The sequence below is a fragment of the Ruegeria marina genome (assembly GCF_900101475.1).
GTDB classification, from domain to species: domain Bacteria; phylum Pseudomonadota; class Alphaproteobacteria; order Rhodobacterales; family Rhodobacteraceae; genus Ruegeria_B; species Ruegeria_B marina.
Map to the genome: position 1 here is coordinate 36,406 of NZ_FMZV01000025.1, position 16,290 is coordinate 52,695.

Below are 16,290 nucleotides of genomic sequence, written 5' to 3' on the forward strand. Positions count from 1 at the left end.
GCGATCCGATCAGATGCTGCAAACTCACTTTGCGAGACGGGGGCAGCCCACATATGGCATCTGGACGAAATGTTCGTGAAGATCAATGCTGAACGGTACTACCTGTGGCGGGCCGTCGATCACGAAGGAGAGGTCCTGGAGCGCTTCGTCACGAAGAAGCGGGACAAGAAGGCGACATTGAAATTCTTGAAGAAAACGATGAACCGCCGCGGCCGGCCGCATGTTTTCCTGGCAGACAAGCTTCGATCCTGTGGTGCCGCATTGAGAGAGATTGGCTTCGTAGACCGCCAAGAAAATGATCGGTGGCTCAACAATCGCGCTTAGAATTCGCATCTGCCATTCCAACGACGGCAACGGGCAATGCTTCGGTTTCGGCGAGTTCGAAGTTTTTAGCTGTTCGCCTCAGTTCACGCTTCGGTCCAAAATTATTTCATCGCCGATCGCAATTTCACCAGTCGAGCCAACTTCAAGCACCACCGCGCCGCTGCTCTCGCCGAGTGGCGTCAACTTAGGGCGGCATAAGGGGCTAGCTTGACCGGCCTTTCAGAGACCGGTTCTCGTCCGTCTGACAGCACCTGAATGTTCTCGTTCCTCCAGGATATAATAAGTGCTATTTCGCAATGAGCAGCGAGACGCTGACAATCAGGAAGAGGACTGTCAGCCACTTGAACGCTTGCTCGTTGATGGAACGAGCGAGAAACAGGCCTGACGCGGTACCAGCGATGGTCGGAATGGCTAACGCAGAGACCGTTGGAAGCAGGCTTTCCGAAACACCGACGAACAATGCCTGGACCGTCAATGCGATCGGATACGACAGAAGGAATGTAACCAGTGTTGTCGCCCGAACAACTCTTCCGTCTCCCTTGATCGCGGTGACATAGGCTGCGACCGGAGGACCAGGCATCGCGAGTGCGGCGTTAAGAACTCCGCAGACCACTCCGACGGCGCCGCGCCTAGTGGCAGTGTCAGACTGAAAAATCGGAAATTTGGCCAGAATCCCGGTCGCAATGACAGTCATTGCTCCGACGACTATCGCCGCGCACAGTTTCAGGGTTTCCAACGATAGCGACAGATAGGCCAGGGCGCCCACCGGTGTCCCGAGGCAAACACCGATGAACAGCGGCCGCAACAGACGCCAGTTGACCGCGCGAAGGGTCATTGGCGCCAGCAACAGCGCGATCAGGAAACTCAGCACGATTGAAACCTGAATGGCGCCCGCGCTGGCCATCGTGACGAGAAGCACCGGCCCGGCGATCACGCCAAAGCCGATGCCGGTAACAGCCTGCAACAGGGACGCCGCGAACACTGCGGCGACCAGAAGGGGTGGCACAATGCTGGGATCAAGAAACGACAGCATGTGTGCGAACTATCAGGAGAATACGACTTGGATGTTGGTGTATTCCTCCAACCCTTCCTGGCCGAATTCGACGCCGACACCAGATTGCTTTACCCCGCCGAATGGCGCATTGGGTTGAATCATGCCGTGCTTGTTGATCCAGACCGACCCGCATTCCATCCGGCTGGCTACCTGGCGGGCAGTCGTTATGTTGCGGCTCCAGACCGACCCGCCAAGCCCGTTGGGGTTGTCGTTGGCCTTTTCGATCACCTCGTCGATGTCGTGAAACCGGATGATCGGCAGCGCCGGGCCGAATTGTTCTTCGTCCACCAGGCGGTCACCGTTGTCGAGGTCTGCGATGATGGTGAGCGGAAAGAAATAGCCCTGTTTCTTGCCGGTGCGCGCGGGCGGGTCGCCGCCCAGCAGAACGCGGCCCTTTTTGCGGGCGTCAGCGACAAGATCGCTGACAATTTCGAACTGGCGCAGGTTCTGCACCGGCCCCAGCATCGCGGTCTCGTCAGTGCCTTCGCCCATGGGCATCTTGCGGGCGAACTTGACTAGTTCCTCGCAGACATCCTCGTAGACATCGTCATGCACGTAGAGGCGTTTGAGTGCGGCGCAGGTCTGACCGGTGTTGATGAAGGCGCCCCAGAACAGCCCTTCGGCAATTTGCTTGGGATCGACGTCTGGCAGCACAATGCCCGCATCGTTGCCACCCAGTTCCAGGGTCATGCGTTTCATGGTCTCTGCGGCATTGACGTAGATTTTCTTGCCGGTGCCCGAGGAGCCGGTGAACACGATCTTGCCGATGTCGGGATGGCTGGTCATGACCGGGCCAAGGTCGTCGTCGCCAGTGACGCAGTTGACGACGCCGCGCGGCAGAACCTCATTCATCAGCTCGACCAACCTCAGCGTGGTGAGGGGCGTGTAGGGCGAGGGTTTTGCGACAACTGTATTGCCCGAGAGCACAGCCGGAATGATGTGCCAGATTGCGATCATGACCGGGAAATTCCACGGCAGGATCGAACCGACCACCCCGATCGGCTTGCGGAACAGTTCCACCCGGCCTTCATTGTTGTCTTGTAGTACCTTGGGCGGCATCGACAGGCTGGCCGTATACTGTGTCCAGGCGATTGCGGCACCAATTTCCCAGCGCGATCCCAACCCGCCCATCGGTTTACCCTGTTCGGCGGTCAGAAGGGCGGCAAGCTCTTCGGCATGCGCCTCGATCCGCTCGGCGATGCGGCGGCAGGCAGTCTGCCGCTTGCGCTCGGTTTCCTTGGCCCATGATTTCTGTGCCACCTTGGCGGCGCGGATCGCGTCCTCAAGCTGTTCCCTGGTCGCCAGAGGCGCCAGCCCGGCGACCTTTTCCGTGGCAGGATTCAGCACTTCGAAACATTGCTTTGTCGGGACTTTCTTGCCATCGATGATCAGGCGAAACGGGTCCATGTCATTCCTCCGTGGCGCGCTTCGTCGGCCCGTTGTTGCCGTGCCAGTCGCGGAAATGGTTCTTGTGAGTGTCGAGATACGCCCCCGGTTTCATGTGCTTGTCATAGAAATCGAGGTCGAGGTGATGGGCCTGGATGAACAGCGTCATCTGGATCGGGTCCACTGTGGCGGGGAACTTGCCATAGGTTTCGTAGATGTACTGACACATGTCCTTGACGCACTGAATGCCATCGGGGCTGGCGGGGATTGTGGCGGCGTCGAACTCGGCGTTGGGCGCCGTGTGCGGTTTAACCATGCCTTTGGCTTCCCATTGATCCATTGTCTGAAGCGCGCCTTCCAGCGCCGCGTCGACCGCATCGGACATGTTGGCGAAGTAGGGCGGGCAATAGGCTTCAAACACGCCGTCGCGGCCAACTGGGATCGGGAACGGATCCGACTTGGACTGGATAAAGCGGAAACCGAGCCCGCGGCAGGCGGGCGTGCCTCCCAGCACTACGGTCGAGGAGAACCCGCCGTAGACCCAGCCGCCCAGCCCTGTCGCCTGAAGTGTCAGTGCCATGAGTTGACCCATGAAGGCGCCTTCGGCCAGCATCCCGTCCGACAAAAGTTTTTCCAGCCGGCTCAGGGTCATGACCTTGCGCTTGTTCAAAAGCCCGTTGTCGACCCATTTCTGGTTGCCGCATGGGCGCATGCCGTTGCGATCATCGACAATGTAGTACCCACCGGTGTTCTGGGCATAGCGTCCCGCCTTGCCGTCACAAAGGTTGATCATCAGCTTGATAATGTCCTTGGTGACGTCGATCACCGGCATGAAGATCGTGGTGCCTGGCATGTTGGTGACCCACTGGTTGTGAGGCCAGATGCCCGGTTCCGAGGGCGGCAGGTCCATCCGTCCGTTGTCGATCTTCTCGACAAAATTGTCGTAAAAACCCAACAGCTTGTCGCGGTCGTCCGCGGTCTCGTACTCGCGCATCTTGGTCATCTTGGCCTTGTCGGCGTTGACTACGAATACGCCTTCGTCATTGGTGAAGAAGAGCCGTGAGCGGTGCGAGCCCATGGCCGAGGGATAGGGTTTCCCGATGGTCTTCACCATGGCCCCCGGCAGGTTGGTCTCGGCCAGGATCGGTCCCGTTGTTGCTGTGGCCGCAGCAACCAGCATTGCCGTTTCCAGATCACTCAGCGGATAGGGATGGTACTCGGATTTGTGTTGGAACGGGCCAGAGGTCATCTCCATGCCCAAGCCAAACCGGCGCGACCGGCGGCCCATGATCGCGTCGAACAGGGGGAAATCCCAAGCGGCTTGCGCCTGCGGGGGCAGGCCATCGGGCTTTCGCGCGCTCATTGCCGCGCCTCCCGGGCCACATCCCGGCGCACGCTAAACAAGAGCCTGATCAGATAGCCCCAGGCCCCGGGCTTGCGCAGAACCATGCCGAGGATGCGCCGCAGATCGGCGTCGGTCATGGTGGTCTCGGCTTCCCAGACCCCCATCTTGCCGGTCAGCACGATACCGTCAGCGCGCAAATCCAGTTTTTCCAGGTCGAACGAGAATTCGCCTGCCGCCGAGTCAATTTTCATGTCTTCCTCCCATCCCACCTTTCAGGGGATCATTTTCCAGTAAGCATCCTTGAGCGTGATCAGGCCTTCGCCGATTTCGTAGTAGTCAAAACCTTTGGATTGCCGCCAACGACCGTCGGGCGCCATGTATTCGACATCATAGGTTTGAAGGACGGTCTTACCGCTGAACCGCCAGACCGAAGCCGAAAACTTCGGTCCATTGGGCATTGCAAAGCGGCGTTCCATTTCTTCTAGTGCATTGTCCCGGCCATAGACCACCTGCCCATTCGGAAGTTTCCACGTAAACGCGGGGGAGAGGCACTCGCGCAAAGCCGCCATGTTGCGGGCGGTAAAAGCCTCTTCGAATTTCGTGAAAAGCTTTTTGTACTCGATCTCGTCGCCTGCCGGCACCGTTAGGGGGGTTGACCTGATCCGTTCCTTGCGTTGATACGCCCGGTTGTCGACGATCTTGAAGCCATTTGCGATGCGGGGCGCATTGCTCGCCGGTGTTGACGGACGGATCTCCTCGACCTGCTGTTCTGCGGGGTTGCCGATGATTGTCGAATGGGTCTGGGTAACGCGTTCCGGCTCGGGTGCTTCAACCCGCTCGATTTCAGTGACGGTCATCGCGGCAGCATTGTCCACGACGTTCAGATCTGACAGCCCCGACCGGGTCGGAGACGCGCGCACGAGACCGTTCGAGGCGCTTTCTCTGTCGCGTCGTCCAGTTGTTGCTTTGTTGCCGACTTTGGACATCTGTTTTCCGATCTGTTTCTTCAGGCCCCGGTGCGTGGTCGCCTCTTTTGGGCCGCCTCCGTGCCGATCGAGATGAAACTACTGATTCTCCAACTTGCATGTCAAGAAAATGATTTTAGGTTCATAAATATTGCCATTAAGAGTTTTCTTAATCTATTGAAAAAACAAGATAATAGAATAACCATGAATAACAATTCATTTTAATTGACAGAATCCAGGCCGTGATACTAGCATTCGTGCAGCTTGAAGTTGGTGTGACACAGGGAGGACGCCGTCATGAAACTAACAGTCATAGCAGCCGCATTGGTGGTCGCAGGAAGCATCGCCGCCGAAGCCAAGGAGTTGCGGCTCAGCGCAGCCCCGCCGCCGGGTTCGCCTTGGGGCGCGGTAACCATGAAGTTCGTCGAAAAGGTTGCTGAACTGTCGGGTGGCGAACTGGTCATCGAACCTTACCTTGGCTCGAAGCTGGGCGGGGAGCAGGACGTCGCAAAGCAGATCGCTCGTGGCCGGATCGACATGGGTGTCATGTCCAATACGGCGGTGTCGCTTCTGGTTCCGGAATTCGGCCTTTTGGCCTCTCCCTATGCCTTTGAAAATGCGGAACAGTTCGACTGCGTTGCCGATAATCACCTCCTCAAGACGTTCGGGGCCGAATTTGATGCGGCCAATGTAAAGACGTTGAGCTGGATGGAAGTCGGTTATCAGTCGATCTTCTCCAAGCAGCCGATCCGCGTGCCGGGTGATCTCAAGGGTGTGAAAATCCGCACGGCTCCGGCCGTGACCGACACCCTGTTCATCCAGACCGCAGGCGGCACCCCGGTTCCTCTCGCGCCCAGCGAGGCCGTTCCGGCGCTCAAGACCGGGCAGGTTGATGCTGCGACCCAGCTGTCGGTGTTCGGTATCGCCACCGGCTATGACAAGGTCGCTCCGCAGATCACCTTGACCCGCCACCAGCATCAGGTCGGCGCGATCATCATGTCTTCCAAGACATGGGAGGGATTGACGGATCAGGAAAGGGCCTGGATCGAGGAAGCGGCCCCCATTTTCCTGGATTTGCGCGCTGCGATCCGCGGGGCTGAGGGCGCGCTGCTGAAAAAAGCCGCATCCGAAGGCGCCACAGTTATCGAACTTGCTTCCGAAGAACTGGATCAGTGGAAAGCGCTGGTTCCGGCGGCGCAGGAGACGATCCTGAACGAACTCGGCGACAGCGCCAAGGCCAAGTGGGAAGAGATCCTCGCGGCCAAGCAAGCCTGTTCGTGAGCGGATTATGTTGCGGTCCGTCCTCAAGGGACTCACGCTGACCGAATCCATCGTGGCAACGGCGGCATACGCCCTCGTTGCCGCCCTTCTCATGGTGGATGTCATCGGACGAGAGGTCTTTTCCTCGGCGTTGCTGGGTCTTCAGCAAATCGCGGTTTACGGGGCTATCGTTGCCGGTTTTCTCGGCCTGACTCTGGCGACGACCGACAACTCTCACCTTCGGCCGGAGTTCCTCGATTTCCTTGCCGGTCGGCATGGTCATGAGGTGTCCAGGGCAGGTGATGTCCTGTCAGCGGTGTTCTATTTTGCTGCGACCTATGTCGCATGGACGTTCGTGCAAATCTCGATGGACGTCGGCGACAAGGCGCCCGTCCTCTACTTCGTCCTTTGGCCGCTGCAACTGATCATACCCTATGCCTTCGGGTCAGCCGGTGTGAAACACCTGATCTTCGCGATACGTCCCGACCTGAAGACCTATTCCGACAAGCCGGCAGGGTGACACCATGTATGCTGTACTCCTTCTCGTGATGGTGCTGGCGCTTCTGGCGTTCAGACAGAACATCATCGTCATTCTTCTTGCGTCTGCGGCCTATGTGCATCTGGTCTGGGGCGATGGGCATCTGGAGTACCTTGCCGAGGATATCTGGATCAGCCTCGACAACGCTCTCTTGCTGGCGATCCCGATGTTCCTGCTGGCCGGTTCGATCATGACGCGCGGTTCGATCGCCCGTCGCCTGATCGACCTTGCCGTCAGCTTGACCCGCCCCATTCCCGGCGGTCTTGCGGTGGCGACGATCCTGAGTTGCGCCATCTTCGCGGCTATTTCCGGGTCCTCCCCGGTCACGTTGCTGGCCGTCGGCACGATCCTGTACCCGGCCCTCTTGCAGAATGGCTACTCGAAGCGCTTCGCTCTTGGGGCGCTGACGTCCGGCGGTACGCTGGGCATCATCATCCCTCCGTCGATCCCGCTGATCCTCTATGGGATCGTGAACGAAAAGAACATCGCTGACCTTTTCCTTGCGGGCATCATTCCGGGCCTGATGATTGCGGCGGTTCTGGCGGGCTACTCCTACTGGGTCAATCGCAAGATGCCGTCCCAACCGTTCAACCTGACGGAGTTCACCACCGCGTTGAAACGGGGCGGTTGGTCGGCCATGCTGCCGGTGATCCTGCTGGGCGGCATCTATTCGGGATATTTCTCGGCCACCGAAGCTGCGGCGGTGGCACTGGTCTACGCGCTTTTCGTCGAGATCTTCATTCACCGGGAATTGAAGCCGATAGATTTTTATCACACTTGCGTCGAGACGGCGAAATTGCTGGGAATGCTGTTTCCGATCGTTGCCGTCGCCCTGAGCCTCAAGACCATCCTCACGATCGAAGAGGTGCCCGACCAGCTGGCCATGTGGATCACGTCGGTCACCGACAACAAGATCGCCTTCCTTCTGGCAGTGAACCTACTATTGCTGGTCGTGGGATGCCTGTTTGACGTGATTTCGGCCATTCTTATCCTTGGTCCGCTGCTGATGGTGCCCGCGATGGCCTATGGTGTCGACCCAATCCATTTCGGCGTTATCATGGTGATCAACCTGGAGATCGGCTTTCTGACCCCGCCAATGGGCCTGAACCTGATCGTCGCGATGACCGCGTTTCGAGAAAATTTTCTCGAAATCTGTATGGCCGTCCTGCCCTTTATCGCGCTTATCATGGCCGTTCTCCTGATCGTCACCTTTGTACCCCAAACCGCGCTTTTGTTTGTCCGATGAGCGCGGGAGGATAAGGCGACGCTTTGACAAGGCCGCGCCGAGAACCTAAATCGGGCATGGAACGGAAAGTGCGGAAAGGCACGGGATGAATATCGATGCAATATCGGTAAACGAAGACATCCCCGGCGTACTGCCGGCCCGGCAGGCACGCAGCCGCCGCATCAGGGACGCATACATCGAAGCTGGCATCAAGCTTCTGAACTCGATGCGGTTCAACGATCTGAAGGTGTCGGATCTGGCGCGGGACTGCGGGCAATCGGTCGGCAGCTTTTACACTCGGTTCCAGGATAAGGAAGCCTATTTTCGCGCGCTGCGCGCGGCAGCGATAAACCTTTGCAACCTCGAGATTCATGCTCGCATCGGCGGCGACAAGCTGTACGAGATGGAACCCGAGGAAGCTCTGGACGAGCTCGTCGATCTGATGGCAGATCTTTTTACCGGCCCGGTGCGCGGTGTCTTGCGGGAGTCCCTGCTCCGCATCCTCGAACCTGACGACCCTTGGGCGCCAATGCGCGATTCAGCACGCGAGATCATGCGAAATTACCGCCGGGCCTGCGGCACGCAATTCCCGGCGTTTGATCAGGCAGAAACCCAGACGAGGTTGAGTTTCTGTTTTCAACTGGTGGTCGGTGCGCTTCAAAACGACTTGGTGAACGACTACCACGTCTTTTCGACCAAAGACCAATCGCTGAGAAGGGGACTCAAAGAGGTCGTTCGCAATTACATGCACCCTGGCAGTGGGGCGAGTGGTGCTGTCAAAGCAAACTGACTTGAGGCGGGGAGGGCGGCTTTGTCGCGTCCGGTCATGACCAAACGTTCGCCATTTCGCTATTTCAAGACCAGCCCAGAGATCATCCGCTTGGCGGTCATGTTGTACGTGCGGTTTCCACTGTTTCTCCGAAACGTGGAAGATTTGCTGCACGAGCGTGGCATCGATGTGAGCCACGAAGCCGTTCGGTTTTGGTGGCACAGGTTCGGGCCAATGTTCGCCAACGAGATCAGGAAACGACGTGTCGAAGGGATGAAATCGAGCCGATGGTGTTGGCATCTGGACGAGATGTTCGTTAAGATCAACGGTGAAAGACGCTACCTTTGGCGGGCGGTAGACCACGAAGGGGAAATCCTGGAAAGCTTCGTCACGAAGAAGCGGGACAAGAAGGCCGCGCTGAAATTTCCAAGGAAAGCGATGCGTAAGCATGGCTGCCCTGAAATGATCGTGACCGATCGGCTCAGGTCCTACGGTGCTGCATTGAAGGACCTCGGAGCCAGCCATCTCCAGGAAACTGGTTGCTGGTTGAACAAGCGGGCCGAGAACTCGCACCTGCCATTGCGACGATGAGAACGGGCAACGCTGCGCTTCAGGCGGATGCGAAGTTTGCAGAAATTAGCCGCCATCCACGCCTCGGTCTGCAACCATTTCAACTCGGAGCGCAGCCTAACCAGCCGACAGAATTTCAAGCTCAACTGTGCCGCCGCTCTCGCCGAGTGGCGTCAGCGCGGCGCTGCCTAAGTTCCTTCGGTTCGTGGCAAACTGAGACTGGTTAGAATCTGTCTGACAGGACCGGTCCAATTGCAGAGTACGATTTTGGCTGGATATGGGTCGAGCTTGGGCAGCAGAAATATCGGCGATGATGGCAAACGCGGTGGCGCCGGATGGCGATTAAGCGGGAAGGGTGCACAGGCTACATCAACGCCAAATCAACCTGCGACTGCGGACTTCGCGCGGTTGCGCCCCCTTTTTCACGCTGAGGCTCGAAGCTGTGCGGTGCGCTTGCAAGTAGGTCATGTCGATTATGATCGTCTTGTTGGTCGCGGCCTCGGCGGCCAGGCGCAACATGAGCTTGGCAAGGATCCTTTTGTCGTTCCAACGTTTCCAGCGATTGTACAGGGTTTTGGCTGGCCGTATTCTCGCAGCGCATCGCACTACCGCACCCCATTGAGATTGATGAAGAATATTCCATTCAGAACACGTCGGTCGTCGACGCGGGGCCTGCCATGGCTCTTTGGAAAGAAGGGCTTCAGACGTTCCATTTGGGCGTTGCTCAGCCAGAAAAGGTTGCTCATCGTTCAGGTCGCGGTGCGCGGCCTGAATCATGCCAAGAAACTGAAGTCAATAGGTCTAGAGCGAGTGTCTGTTTGGTGCCCTGGAGCAGGGCTGGGAGCTTGAAGTCCCGTTGGCTGCCCCTTTGACTCTGGCGCTTTTCGATCAAGGAAATACAGGTCTTCTCGAAGCCTGTAGAGAGTTTGTCGTTCCTAACTTGACGCCCGAAAACCAATAGAATAGTACCGGTGAACGCCGAGCGGGCGTTGTGTAATGGTAAGACCCTTGCCTTCCAAGGAAAAGTCTTGAGTTGCACAGAGTAGCATGTAGTTGCTAATAATTTCATTTTGTTGAATAATTGATTGCGCCGAGTATCACTCAGTTGCACTTGATATCATGTAGCTTCCGACAAAAAGCCGACAAAATGCCAAAGCTGACTGAGACCTTCGCCCGCAAGGTTCCGCAGACAAAATCGGGAACCGACAAGCACTGGGACAGCGAGGTGAAAGGCCTCGTTCTCTTCGTCGGGAAGCGGTCGAAGACCTGGTATTTTCAGAAAGATGTGGGCGGCCAAACCCAGCGGGTTCTGATCGGCCGGTTCCCGACGATCTCGGCAGATATCGCCCGCCAGACCGCGATGGGCTTTGCGCTGGAATGGGGCAGGGGGGCTGGAAAGAAACTCCAGATCGGCGCTCCAACGCTAAAGGACGCAATGGAGAGCTATCTGGCGCGGCCAAAGCTCAGATCAGATGTGCACAAACTCAGTGTCCGGCAGCAATTCGATCTCCATTTGAAGGATTGGCTGAAGTTGCCACTCGATGAGATCACCAAGGCGATGGTCGTTGATCGGCACCGGTCGATGGCAAAGTCCCCTTCGGCGGCCAATCACACGCTGAAGTATTTCCGTACAATCTGGAACAATGCTCGCAGGGTGCATGACCTGACGGAAAGCCCTACGATGGCAATCGAGTGGTTTGATGAACGACCGAAGGGCACGATCATAGAGGACCTTAAGGAATGGCACCGTGAAGTGGATGACCTCTTCAACCCGATCCACAAGGTTTTCTACGAGTTGATCCTGTTCACCGGGTTTCGCAAGACCGAAGCCCTGACACTGGAATGGAAGAACATTCATGAGGATCATATCCATCTACCAATGACCAAGAACGGGCGCAGTTTCGATTTTCCGATCTCGCAGCTGCACCACGAAATCTTGGCGCCGGTCCGTGGATTGAGCCGGCAATGGGTGTTTCCATCGCCGAAGTCCTTTACGGGCTACATTACCGGCCCTGAGAAGATTACTTGGTCTCCGCACGCGCATCGGCGCACCTTCGCGACGATGGCGATGGAAGCGGGCGTCCTAGAGGAGATAGTGGGTCGACTGCTAAACCACACGCCGCTTTCGATCACCGGGCAGAGATATTTGAAACCATCCTTAGATGCCTTGCGCCCGGCCATGGAGACAGTTTGTGCGGAGCTCCAGAGCCGCATAAACGCGCGCTAGCGTTGCTGAGCGGCGCGATGCTGAGCTAGCACTGACGGGGTTGCAAGCGCAGAGCTTTGGCAATGCCACACCTAAAACTGGCGCCCGTATCAATGCATGCGTGGCGGCCGACCACTACCTTCGCGGCCTTCCGGCTCCTCCGCCAGTGTCATCCCGTCTGCAACCATACTCAGAATGTCAGCGGCGGGAACACCAGCGCGAGCAAGGCTGGCCACCATCTCCACAATAAGCCTGTCAGTTAGGCAATCAATGCAGATTCTCTGATCTTGCGCGCGATCGGCCAAAGCCTTCAGTTCCCGTTGGATGAAGTCTTCAAATGCCTGTTGATCGCTGTGAGTGGTTCCATCCGGCATTTGTTTCTCCCAAGTCCTGCCTCGGGCCTCCCGTTAGGCCGCTACCCTGCCTTATGGGAATCGAGGCGGAAGGCCAATCGTCGAAACAAGAGCACATTGCACAATTTTGCCGCTGTCTCGGGCGACGAATTGATGCCGAGAGACAACATGCCTGCTTTCTAGTTCTCGAATGCCGCCCCAAGGACCGGCTTCTGCGATAATCTTCATTGGAGGGAACGAGAGTTCCCTTTCCTCCCAGTTGGACTGGCCGACGTTTGCACGTCGGCCCTTTTTTAGTTTCCACTATACCTGACTCACAGCAAGCTCATTGTTTGGCAGTCTTCTTAGAGACTTCATTCCGCTTGAACACAGCGAGATTGGGTTCCCTCGTACTTGCGAAACCCCGTCAGTTGATCTAATTTCTGCTGCAGAGGCCTTACCGCTGACAAGATCGGCCGTCTGGTTCTCGAGTTCGGCATGTGCCGGCGTTTTGCGTCCGCCTTGCTGCGCGTCTAAGAGCTCGCTTCTTGCGAGCGCATTATTCGTTGCAGCCGGCCCTTGGGTCGCAAGGTGAGACGCTTAGACATGGCACAGGACAATTCTCCCCAAAATACAGCCTTCGGGTGTGGGTATTCTCCATATTGGCTGATGACGCGAGACGAGGTTGAGGACGTCTTTGGCTTGAGCAAGCGGTGGTTGGAGGTGGCTGCATGCCGACGAGAAGGCCCACCGATCGTGCGGATCTCTGCGCGGATGGTTCGCTATAGGTTTCGTGACGTAGAAGCGTGGATCGCGTCGCAAGTGGACCACGGTCTGGGCGGGGAGGGTCCGAAATGATGCGCCCTAAAAAGCACGCTTTCGAGCCGTTGCTGACCATTGAGGACGTCGCCGCGGTTCTACAGTGCTCTCTGAAGACGGTTCAACGCCGTATAGATGCCGGTGATCTCCCTGTCATCCGCGACGGAAGAATGGTTCGCGTACATCCCGCGGACCTCGATCGCTACATCAAACAGCGGCGGGGAGTGTGACCTATGGTGTCTTCTAGTGTCCTGATAAATCGCAGTTTACGAGAGCTTCGGGAGAATATGCCCATCAGTCTGAGAGGAGAACAATCTGCTACCTTTTCCCGAATCCAGGGGAAAGTCCCCTCAAGTCTTCCCGAGACCACACTTGTCTCAAACCGGGGGTCCCGACATGACTGAACACAAGCCGATCCAACCGAAAGATGTCTTTGCGTCGCTGCCCAGGATGACGTTTGCGGATGTGCGCGATGCTGCCGTAAGCGAGGTCTCTGGCACGCGTCTGCGGGACCTTCGTTCTGCCTTCCGTTTCCTGGAGGATCGAATGGGTCTAGATCTGACGCAAACGCCTGCGACCGCGGCGATTGTCCGCGAAATATTCGAGAACCAGCGACCCGATACCCTGGGCATTTCCGTGAAGCGCTTGGAGAACATCCGGTCAATCGTTAGTCAGACCCTCAGGTCTCACGGCCCCCGTAGGAAATGGATCACGCAGGAGATTGAGCCAGCACCTGTGTGGCAAGCTCTACTCGATCTTTTGGAGCGCAGGGAAGACCGTTGGGCTCTTGGCCGGATTGCTTGTTACTGCACGGAGATGAAGATTGCGCCCGATGAGCTCCGCAGCGCGATGCTGGGCGGCTTCTGGCAAGCTTTGTGCCATGAGGTGACGTCCAAATCGCCGAAGGCGATCTTCAAGCGGACGATCCACGCCTGGAACCGTGCCCTGAGGGAGGTGCCGGACTGGCCTGGCGAGGGGCTTGGTTCTCCCTTCAAAACCAATCCCTACATGTTGCCCCTTGAGGCATTCCCGGCGGGCTTTCAGGAGGCCGTTGTCGCATGGGAAGTTCGCTTGTGCAATCCCGATCCGCTCGATCCGACTTCGCCCATCCGCGCATATCGTTCGGCGACCATTGAGGGGTATCGCTATGCCTTCCGGAGGCTGGCGACGGCGCTGGTGAAATCCAGCACCGTTCCGATCGATCGGATTACCGGGTTCGAGGTGTTCTTCGTGGAGGATCACTTCAAGTCAGCCCTACGCCCGTTTCTCAAAGGCGAACGGGTCAAGACAGAAGGGTATGCTCACAAGATGGCAACGCAGATGATTGCGGTTGGCCGATACCACCTCGGTTATGATGATGCGCGCCTGGCGCCGTTGATTGCGATTGCACAGCGTCTTAAGCCGAAAGACATCGGAAGGATGGGAGAACGCAATCGCAAGCGCCTTGAGCAATTTGACGACGAGGACGTGGTGCGGCGCCTGTTGCGCTTTCCGGAAGAGGAACTTGCCCGGGCACACAATCAACGCAACAAACTCCGGCGTGCGAAAGGTGTCGAGCGCGCTTTGGCAGTCTCGCTGGCGATCTTTACAGGGATGCGGATCAAGAACCTGCGCCAGCTCAACCAGGATGCCCAGATACTGCGGAGCGGGAAGCGGGTCTTCGTGCACCTGTCCGACGAAGAAACCAAGAGCCACAGGGCATTGGACTTGGAGTTGCCCTCAGAAACGGTCGGACTGCTCGACCAGTTTCTTGCGGATCATCGCCCGCTCTTGCCCGGCTCCGATGGGCCGTATCTGTTCCCTAGCGAGCAGGGTGGTCCGCGATCTTACTCCGCTTTGCGGGGCGCTTTGAGCCGCACTCTTTGGCAGCATGCGGGCATCCGTATCTCGCCACACCTCTTTCGTCACGCCATCGCCAAGATCGTGGTCGAACGGCATCCGGAGCGGGCGCTTGATGTCAGTCGTCGACTTGGCCACAAGTCCATCAATACCACGTATCAGTCTTACCTCGGCACCGAGGGACCTGCCGCCAGCCGTCGCATCAACGCGTTGCTCAAGGACCTGCGGGATGATCCCTCCGAGGGCGAGACATGAAGCGCGGCTGGCCCAACCTTCGTTACCCGGCATGGCCCGAACCGGATCGCGTTGCCTGGCGGCACTTGCTGCGCGACGGCGACATTCTGGACGGGCGCGGGCGAGGGGTTCATTGGGCTGAGGCAACGCGCAGCACAGTCCAGAAGCATTACGCGGGCTGGTTGGGGTGGCTAAATCAGCATGAGATCCTCGACCCCTACATTGGACCTGCCGACCGCATCACGCCCGAGGCGGTCACAGCCTATGCGCGTGAGTTGATGGCCTGCGTCGCTCCCAAGACGGTGGAGACCTATCTGCGCGATCTCAAGGTGGTGGCAAAGGCGATGTCACCCGACCGGGATTGGCGGTGGCTCATGGATCTTTCAAAGCGCCTCAAGCACTGGGCCAGGCCGAGCCGCTCTCACACAATCCGCCAGCTCTCGGCCCAGCAGATGTTTGGTCGGTGCCTGTGCGAGCTGGATCGACTGGCGGAACAGGACTTCAGCGTGGGCAAGCATCGAATCGGCTACCGGGATACCTTGTTGGTTGCTGTGCTTATCTGTTGCCCGATTCGACTGAGAAACCTTGCGATGATCCGGATCGGGCAGCATTTGCAGCTCTGTGGACATGAATGGCATTTGCGCTTTGCGACCTCAGAAACCAAGACCGGCCAGTCGCTGCATCATGTCCTTCAAGTGGATCTTCGCCAGCATGTGGACAGATACATCCATCATGTGCGCCCGGCATTCCCGACCGCGGAAGAGACCGACCGGCTTTTGCTTGCCAGCAAGGGGAAACCAATGGCGCATCATTCGATCTACGATCGGGTTTGCCGCCAGTCACACCACTTGTTTGGTGAAAGATTGTCGCCGCATTCCTTCCGCACGATCAGTGCCACCTTTCTGGCGGAGGCGTCGCTGGAGGATGCGTTGCACGCAAGGGCGCTTCTGGGACACCGGTCACCAGCCACCACAGAGACATTTTATATCAAGGCAAATCAGCTGAAGGCATCTCAGGCGGTTGCGGCCGTTTTGCGAGGCATAAGGGATGCACCCGACGGCCAGAAGGCGAAGCCGGATGCGAAAGACGAAGTCTGGAGCCTAAAAGGCGCCAGTTCTGGGAGCCAGGCGATACCGTCACCTACCAGATCACCGTGACCAACGCCGGTCCGGCGCAGGCGACCAATGTCAGCTTGACCGACAGCCTTCCGGCGGGGCTCACCGCCACCGCCAATAACGGCACCACCGCCACCGGCACCTATACTGCTGGCACCGGGGTCTGGGCCATTGGCACTCTGGCCAATGGCGCCAGCGCCACGCTGACGCTTGAAGGTGTGGTTGATGCCGGCCAGGCCGGCAATACCATCACCAACACCACGACCGCGGCTTCCGGGGATCAGACCGATCCGGGCACTGCGGGTGACG

15 protein-coding genes and 3 pseudogenes are annotated in these 16,290 nt (G+C 57.9%); 11 read left to right on the top strand and 7 right to left on the bottom strand.

The window, feature by feature from the left end; genetic code table 11:
• Positions 1-54 precede the first annotated feature (54 nt).
• Positions 55-522 (top strand): annotated as a pseudogene (locus BLT75_RS24950) (IS6 family transposase); the annotation flags it as partial.
• Positions 523-610: 88 nt separating this feature from the next.
• Here the strand turns inward: BLT75_RS24950 and BLT75_RS22310 are convergent.
• Genes BLT75_RS22310 through BLT75_RS22330 form a run of 5 tightly spaced genes read right to left on the bottom strand, consistent with a single transcriptional unit; the run spans position 611 to position 5,095 of the window.
• Complete coding sequence (locus tag BLT75_RS22310; protein ID WP_093037506.1) at positions 611-1,357, bottom strand: sulfite exporter TauE/SafE family protein; 747 nt, start codon at positions 1,355-1,357, stop codon at positions 611-613.
• 12 nt (positions 1,358-1,369) lie between these two features.
• Positions 1,370-2,785 (bottom strand): aldehyde dehydrogenase family protein, encoded by a 1,416-nt coding sequence (locus BLT75_RS22315; RefSeq protein ID WP_093037509.1) that lies wholly within the window; start codon positions 2,783-2,785, stop codon positions 1,370-1,372.
• Position 2,786: 1 nt separating this feature from the next.
• Complete coding sequence (locus BLT75_RS22320; protein WP_093037512.1) at positions 2,787-4,127, bottom strand: hypothetical protein; 1,341 nt, start codon at positions 4,125-4,127, stop codon at positions 2,787-2,789.
• Positions 4,124-4,360 (bottom strand): hypothetical protein, encoded by a 237-nt coding sequence (locus BLT75_RS22325; protein ID WP_093037515.1) that lies wholly within the window; start codon positions 4,358-4,360, stop codon positions 4,124-4,126. Before BLT75_RS22325 ends, BLT75_RS22320 begins: the two co-directional genes overlap by 4 nt.
• Before the next feature lie 21 nt (positions 4,361-4,381).
• Entirely contained in the window at positions 4,382-5,095 is a 714-nt protein-coding gene (locus BLT75_RS22330; protein ID WP_093037518.1) for a nuclear transport factor 2 family protein, read from the bottom strand.
• A gap of 276 nt (positions 5,096-5,371) precedes the next feature.
• Here BLT75_RS22330 and BLT75_RS22335 point away from each other — a divergent pair, with 276 nt between their 5' ends.
• The 5 genes and pseudogenes from BLT75_RS22335 (at position 5,372) to BLT75_RS22355 (ending at position 9,628) form a co-directional block, all read left to right on the top strand.
• Positions 5,372-6,355 (top strand): TRAP transporter substrate-binding protein, encoded by a 984-nt coding sequence (locus tag BLT75_RS22335; RefSeq protein WP_093037521.1) that lies wholly within the window; start codon positions 5,372-5,374, stop codon positions 6,353-6,355.
• Between the two features lie 7 nt (positions 6,356-6,362).
• Positions 6,363-6,854, top strand: coding sequence for a TRAP transporter small permease (locus BLT75_RS22340; RefSeq protein ID WP_093037525.1), 492 nt, complete (start codon positions 6,363-6,365; stop codon positions 6,852-6,854).
• 4 nt (positions 6,855-6,858) lie between these two features.
• A complete protein-coding gene (locus BLT75_RS22345; protein ID WP_093037528.1) occupies positions 6,859-8,118 on the top strand; it encodes a TRAP transporter large permease in 1,260 nt (419 codons plus the stop codon).
• Between the two features lie 85 nt (positions 8,119-8,203).
• Positions 8,204-8,887, top strand: a complete 684-nt coding sequence (locus tag BLT75_RS22350) for a TetR/AcrR family transcriptional regulator (RefSeq protein WP_093037531.1) — start codon at positions 8,204-8,206, stop codon at positions 8,885-8,887.
• A gap of 36 nt (positions 8,888-8,923) precedes the next feature.
• A pseudogene (locus tag BLT75_RS22355) lies at positions 8,924-9,628 on the top strand (IS6 family transposase).
• Between the two features lie 204 nt (positions 9,629-9,832).
• Here the strand turns inward: BLT75_RS22355 and BLT75_RS22360 are convergent.
• Positions 9,833-10,182, bottom strand: a pseudogene (locus BLT75_RS22360) (transposase); the annotation flags it as partial.
• 401 nt (positions 10,183-10,583) lie between these two features.
• Here BLT75_RS22360 and BLT75_RS22365 point away from each other — a divergent pair.
• Positions 10,584-11,663 (top strand): integrase family protein, encoded by a 1,080-nt coding sequence (locus BLT75_RS22365; protein ID WP_093037534.1) that lies wholly within the window; start codon positions 10,584-10,586, stop codon positions 11,661-11,663.
• An 89-nt stretch (positions 11,664-11,752) separates the two neighbouring features.
• Here BLT75_RS22365 and BLT75_RS22370 read toward each other — a convergent pair whose 3' ends face one another.
• Positions 11,753-12,016, bottom strand: coding sequence for a hypothetical protein (locus BLT75_RS22370; RefSeq protein WP_093037537.1), 264 nt, complete (start codon positions 12,014-12,016; stop codon positions 11,753-11,755).
• 815 nt (positions 12,017-12,831) lie between these two features.
• Here BLT75_RS22370 and BLT75_RS25325 point away from each other — a divergent pair.
• The 4 genes from BLT75_RS25325 to BLT75_RS22395 form a co-directional block, all read left to right on the top strand.
• Positions 12,832-13,023 (top strand): helix-turn-helix domain-containing protein, encoded by a 192-nt coding sequence (locus tag BLT75_RS25325; RefSeq protein WP_425441153.1) that lies wholly within the window; start codon positions 12,832-12,834, stop codon positions 13,021-13,023.
• Between the two features lie 166 nt (positions 13,024-13,189).
• Entirely contained in the window at positions 13,190-14,887 is a 1,698-nt protein-coding gene (locus BLT75_RS22385; protein ID WP_093037543.1) for a tyrosine-type recombinase/integrase, read from the top strand.
• Entirely contained in the window at positions 14,884-16,023 is a 1,140-nt protein-coding gene (locus BLT75_RS22390) for a site-specific integrase (RefSeq protein ID WP_093037546.1), read from the top strand. The genes BLT75_RS22385 and BLT75_RS22390 overlap by 4 nt, the downstream gene beginning before the upstream one ends.
• A partial coding sequence (locus BLT75_RS22395; RefSeq protein ID WP_143028640.1) for a DUF11 domain-containing protein occupies positions 16,020-16,290 on the top strand: 271 nt, incomplete at its 3' end. The genes BLT75_RS22390 and BLT75_RS22395, both read left to right, overlap by 4 nt.

Coding starts and splice junctions, on each gene's coding strand:
- BLT75_RS22330 (WP_093037518.1), bottom strand. CDS start 5,095: ATGTCCAAAGTCGGCAACAAAGCAACAACTGGACGACGCGACAGAGAA.
- BLT75_RS22325 (WP_093037515.1), bottom strand. CDS start 4,360: ATGAAAATTGACTCGGCGGCAGGCGAATTCTCGTTCGACCTGGAAAAA.
- BLT75_RS22390 (WP_093037546.1), top strand. CDS start 14,884: ATGAAGCGCGGCTGGCCCAACCTTCGTTACCCGGCATGGCCCGAACCG.
- BLT75_RS22320 (WP_093037512.1), bottom strand. CDS start 4,127: ATGAGCGCGCGAAAGCCCGATGGCCTGCCCCCGCAGGCGCAAGCCGCT.
- BLT75_RS22335 (WP_093037521.1), top strand. CDS start 5,372: ATGAAACTAACAGTCATAGCAGCCGCATTGGTGGTCGCAGGAAGCATC.
- BLT75_RS22370 (WP_093037537.1), bottom strand. CDS start 12,016: ATGCCGGATGGAACCACTCACAGCGATCAACAGGCATTTGAAGACTTC.
- BLT75_RS22365 (WP_093037534.1), top strand. CDS start 10,584: ATGCCAAAGCTGACTGAGACCTTCGCCCGCAAGGTTCCGCAGACAAAA.
- BLT75_RS22340 (WP_093037525.1), top strand. CDS start 6,363: ATGTTGCGGTCCGTCCTCAAGGGACTCACGCTGACCGAATCCATCGTG.
- BLT75_RS25325 (WP_425441153.1), top strand. CDS start 12,832: ATGCGCCCTAAAAAGCACGCTTTCGAGCCGTTGCTGACCATTGAGGAC.
- BLT75_RS22345 (WP_093037528.1), top strand. CDS start 6,859: ATGTATGCTGTACTCCTTCTCGTGATGGTGCTGGCGCTTCTGGCGTTC.
- BLT75_RS22310 (WP_093037506.1), bottom strand. CDS start 1,357: ATGCTGTCGTTTCTTGATCCCAGCATTGTGCCACCCCTTCTGGTCGCC.
- BLT75_RS22350 (WP_093037531.1), top strand. CDS start 8,204: ATGAATATCGATGCAATATCGGTAAACGAAGACATCCCCGGCGTACTG.
- BLT75_RS22385 (WP_093037543.1), top strand. CDS start 13,190: ATGACTGAACACAAGCCGATCCAACCGAAAGATGTCTTTGCGTCGCTG.
- BLT75_RS22315 (WP_093037509.1), bottom strand. CDS start 2,785: ATGGACCCGTTTCGCCTGATCATCGATGGCAAGAAAGTCCCGACAAAG.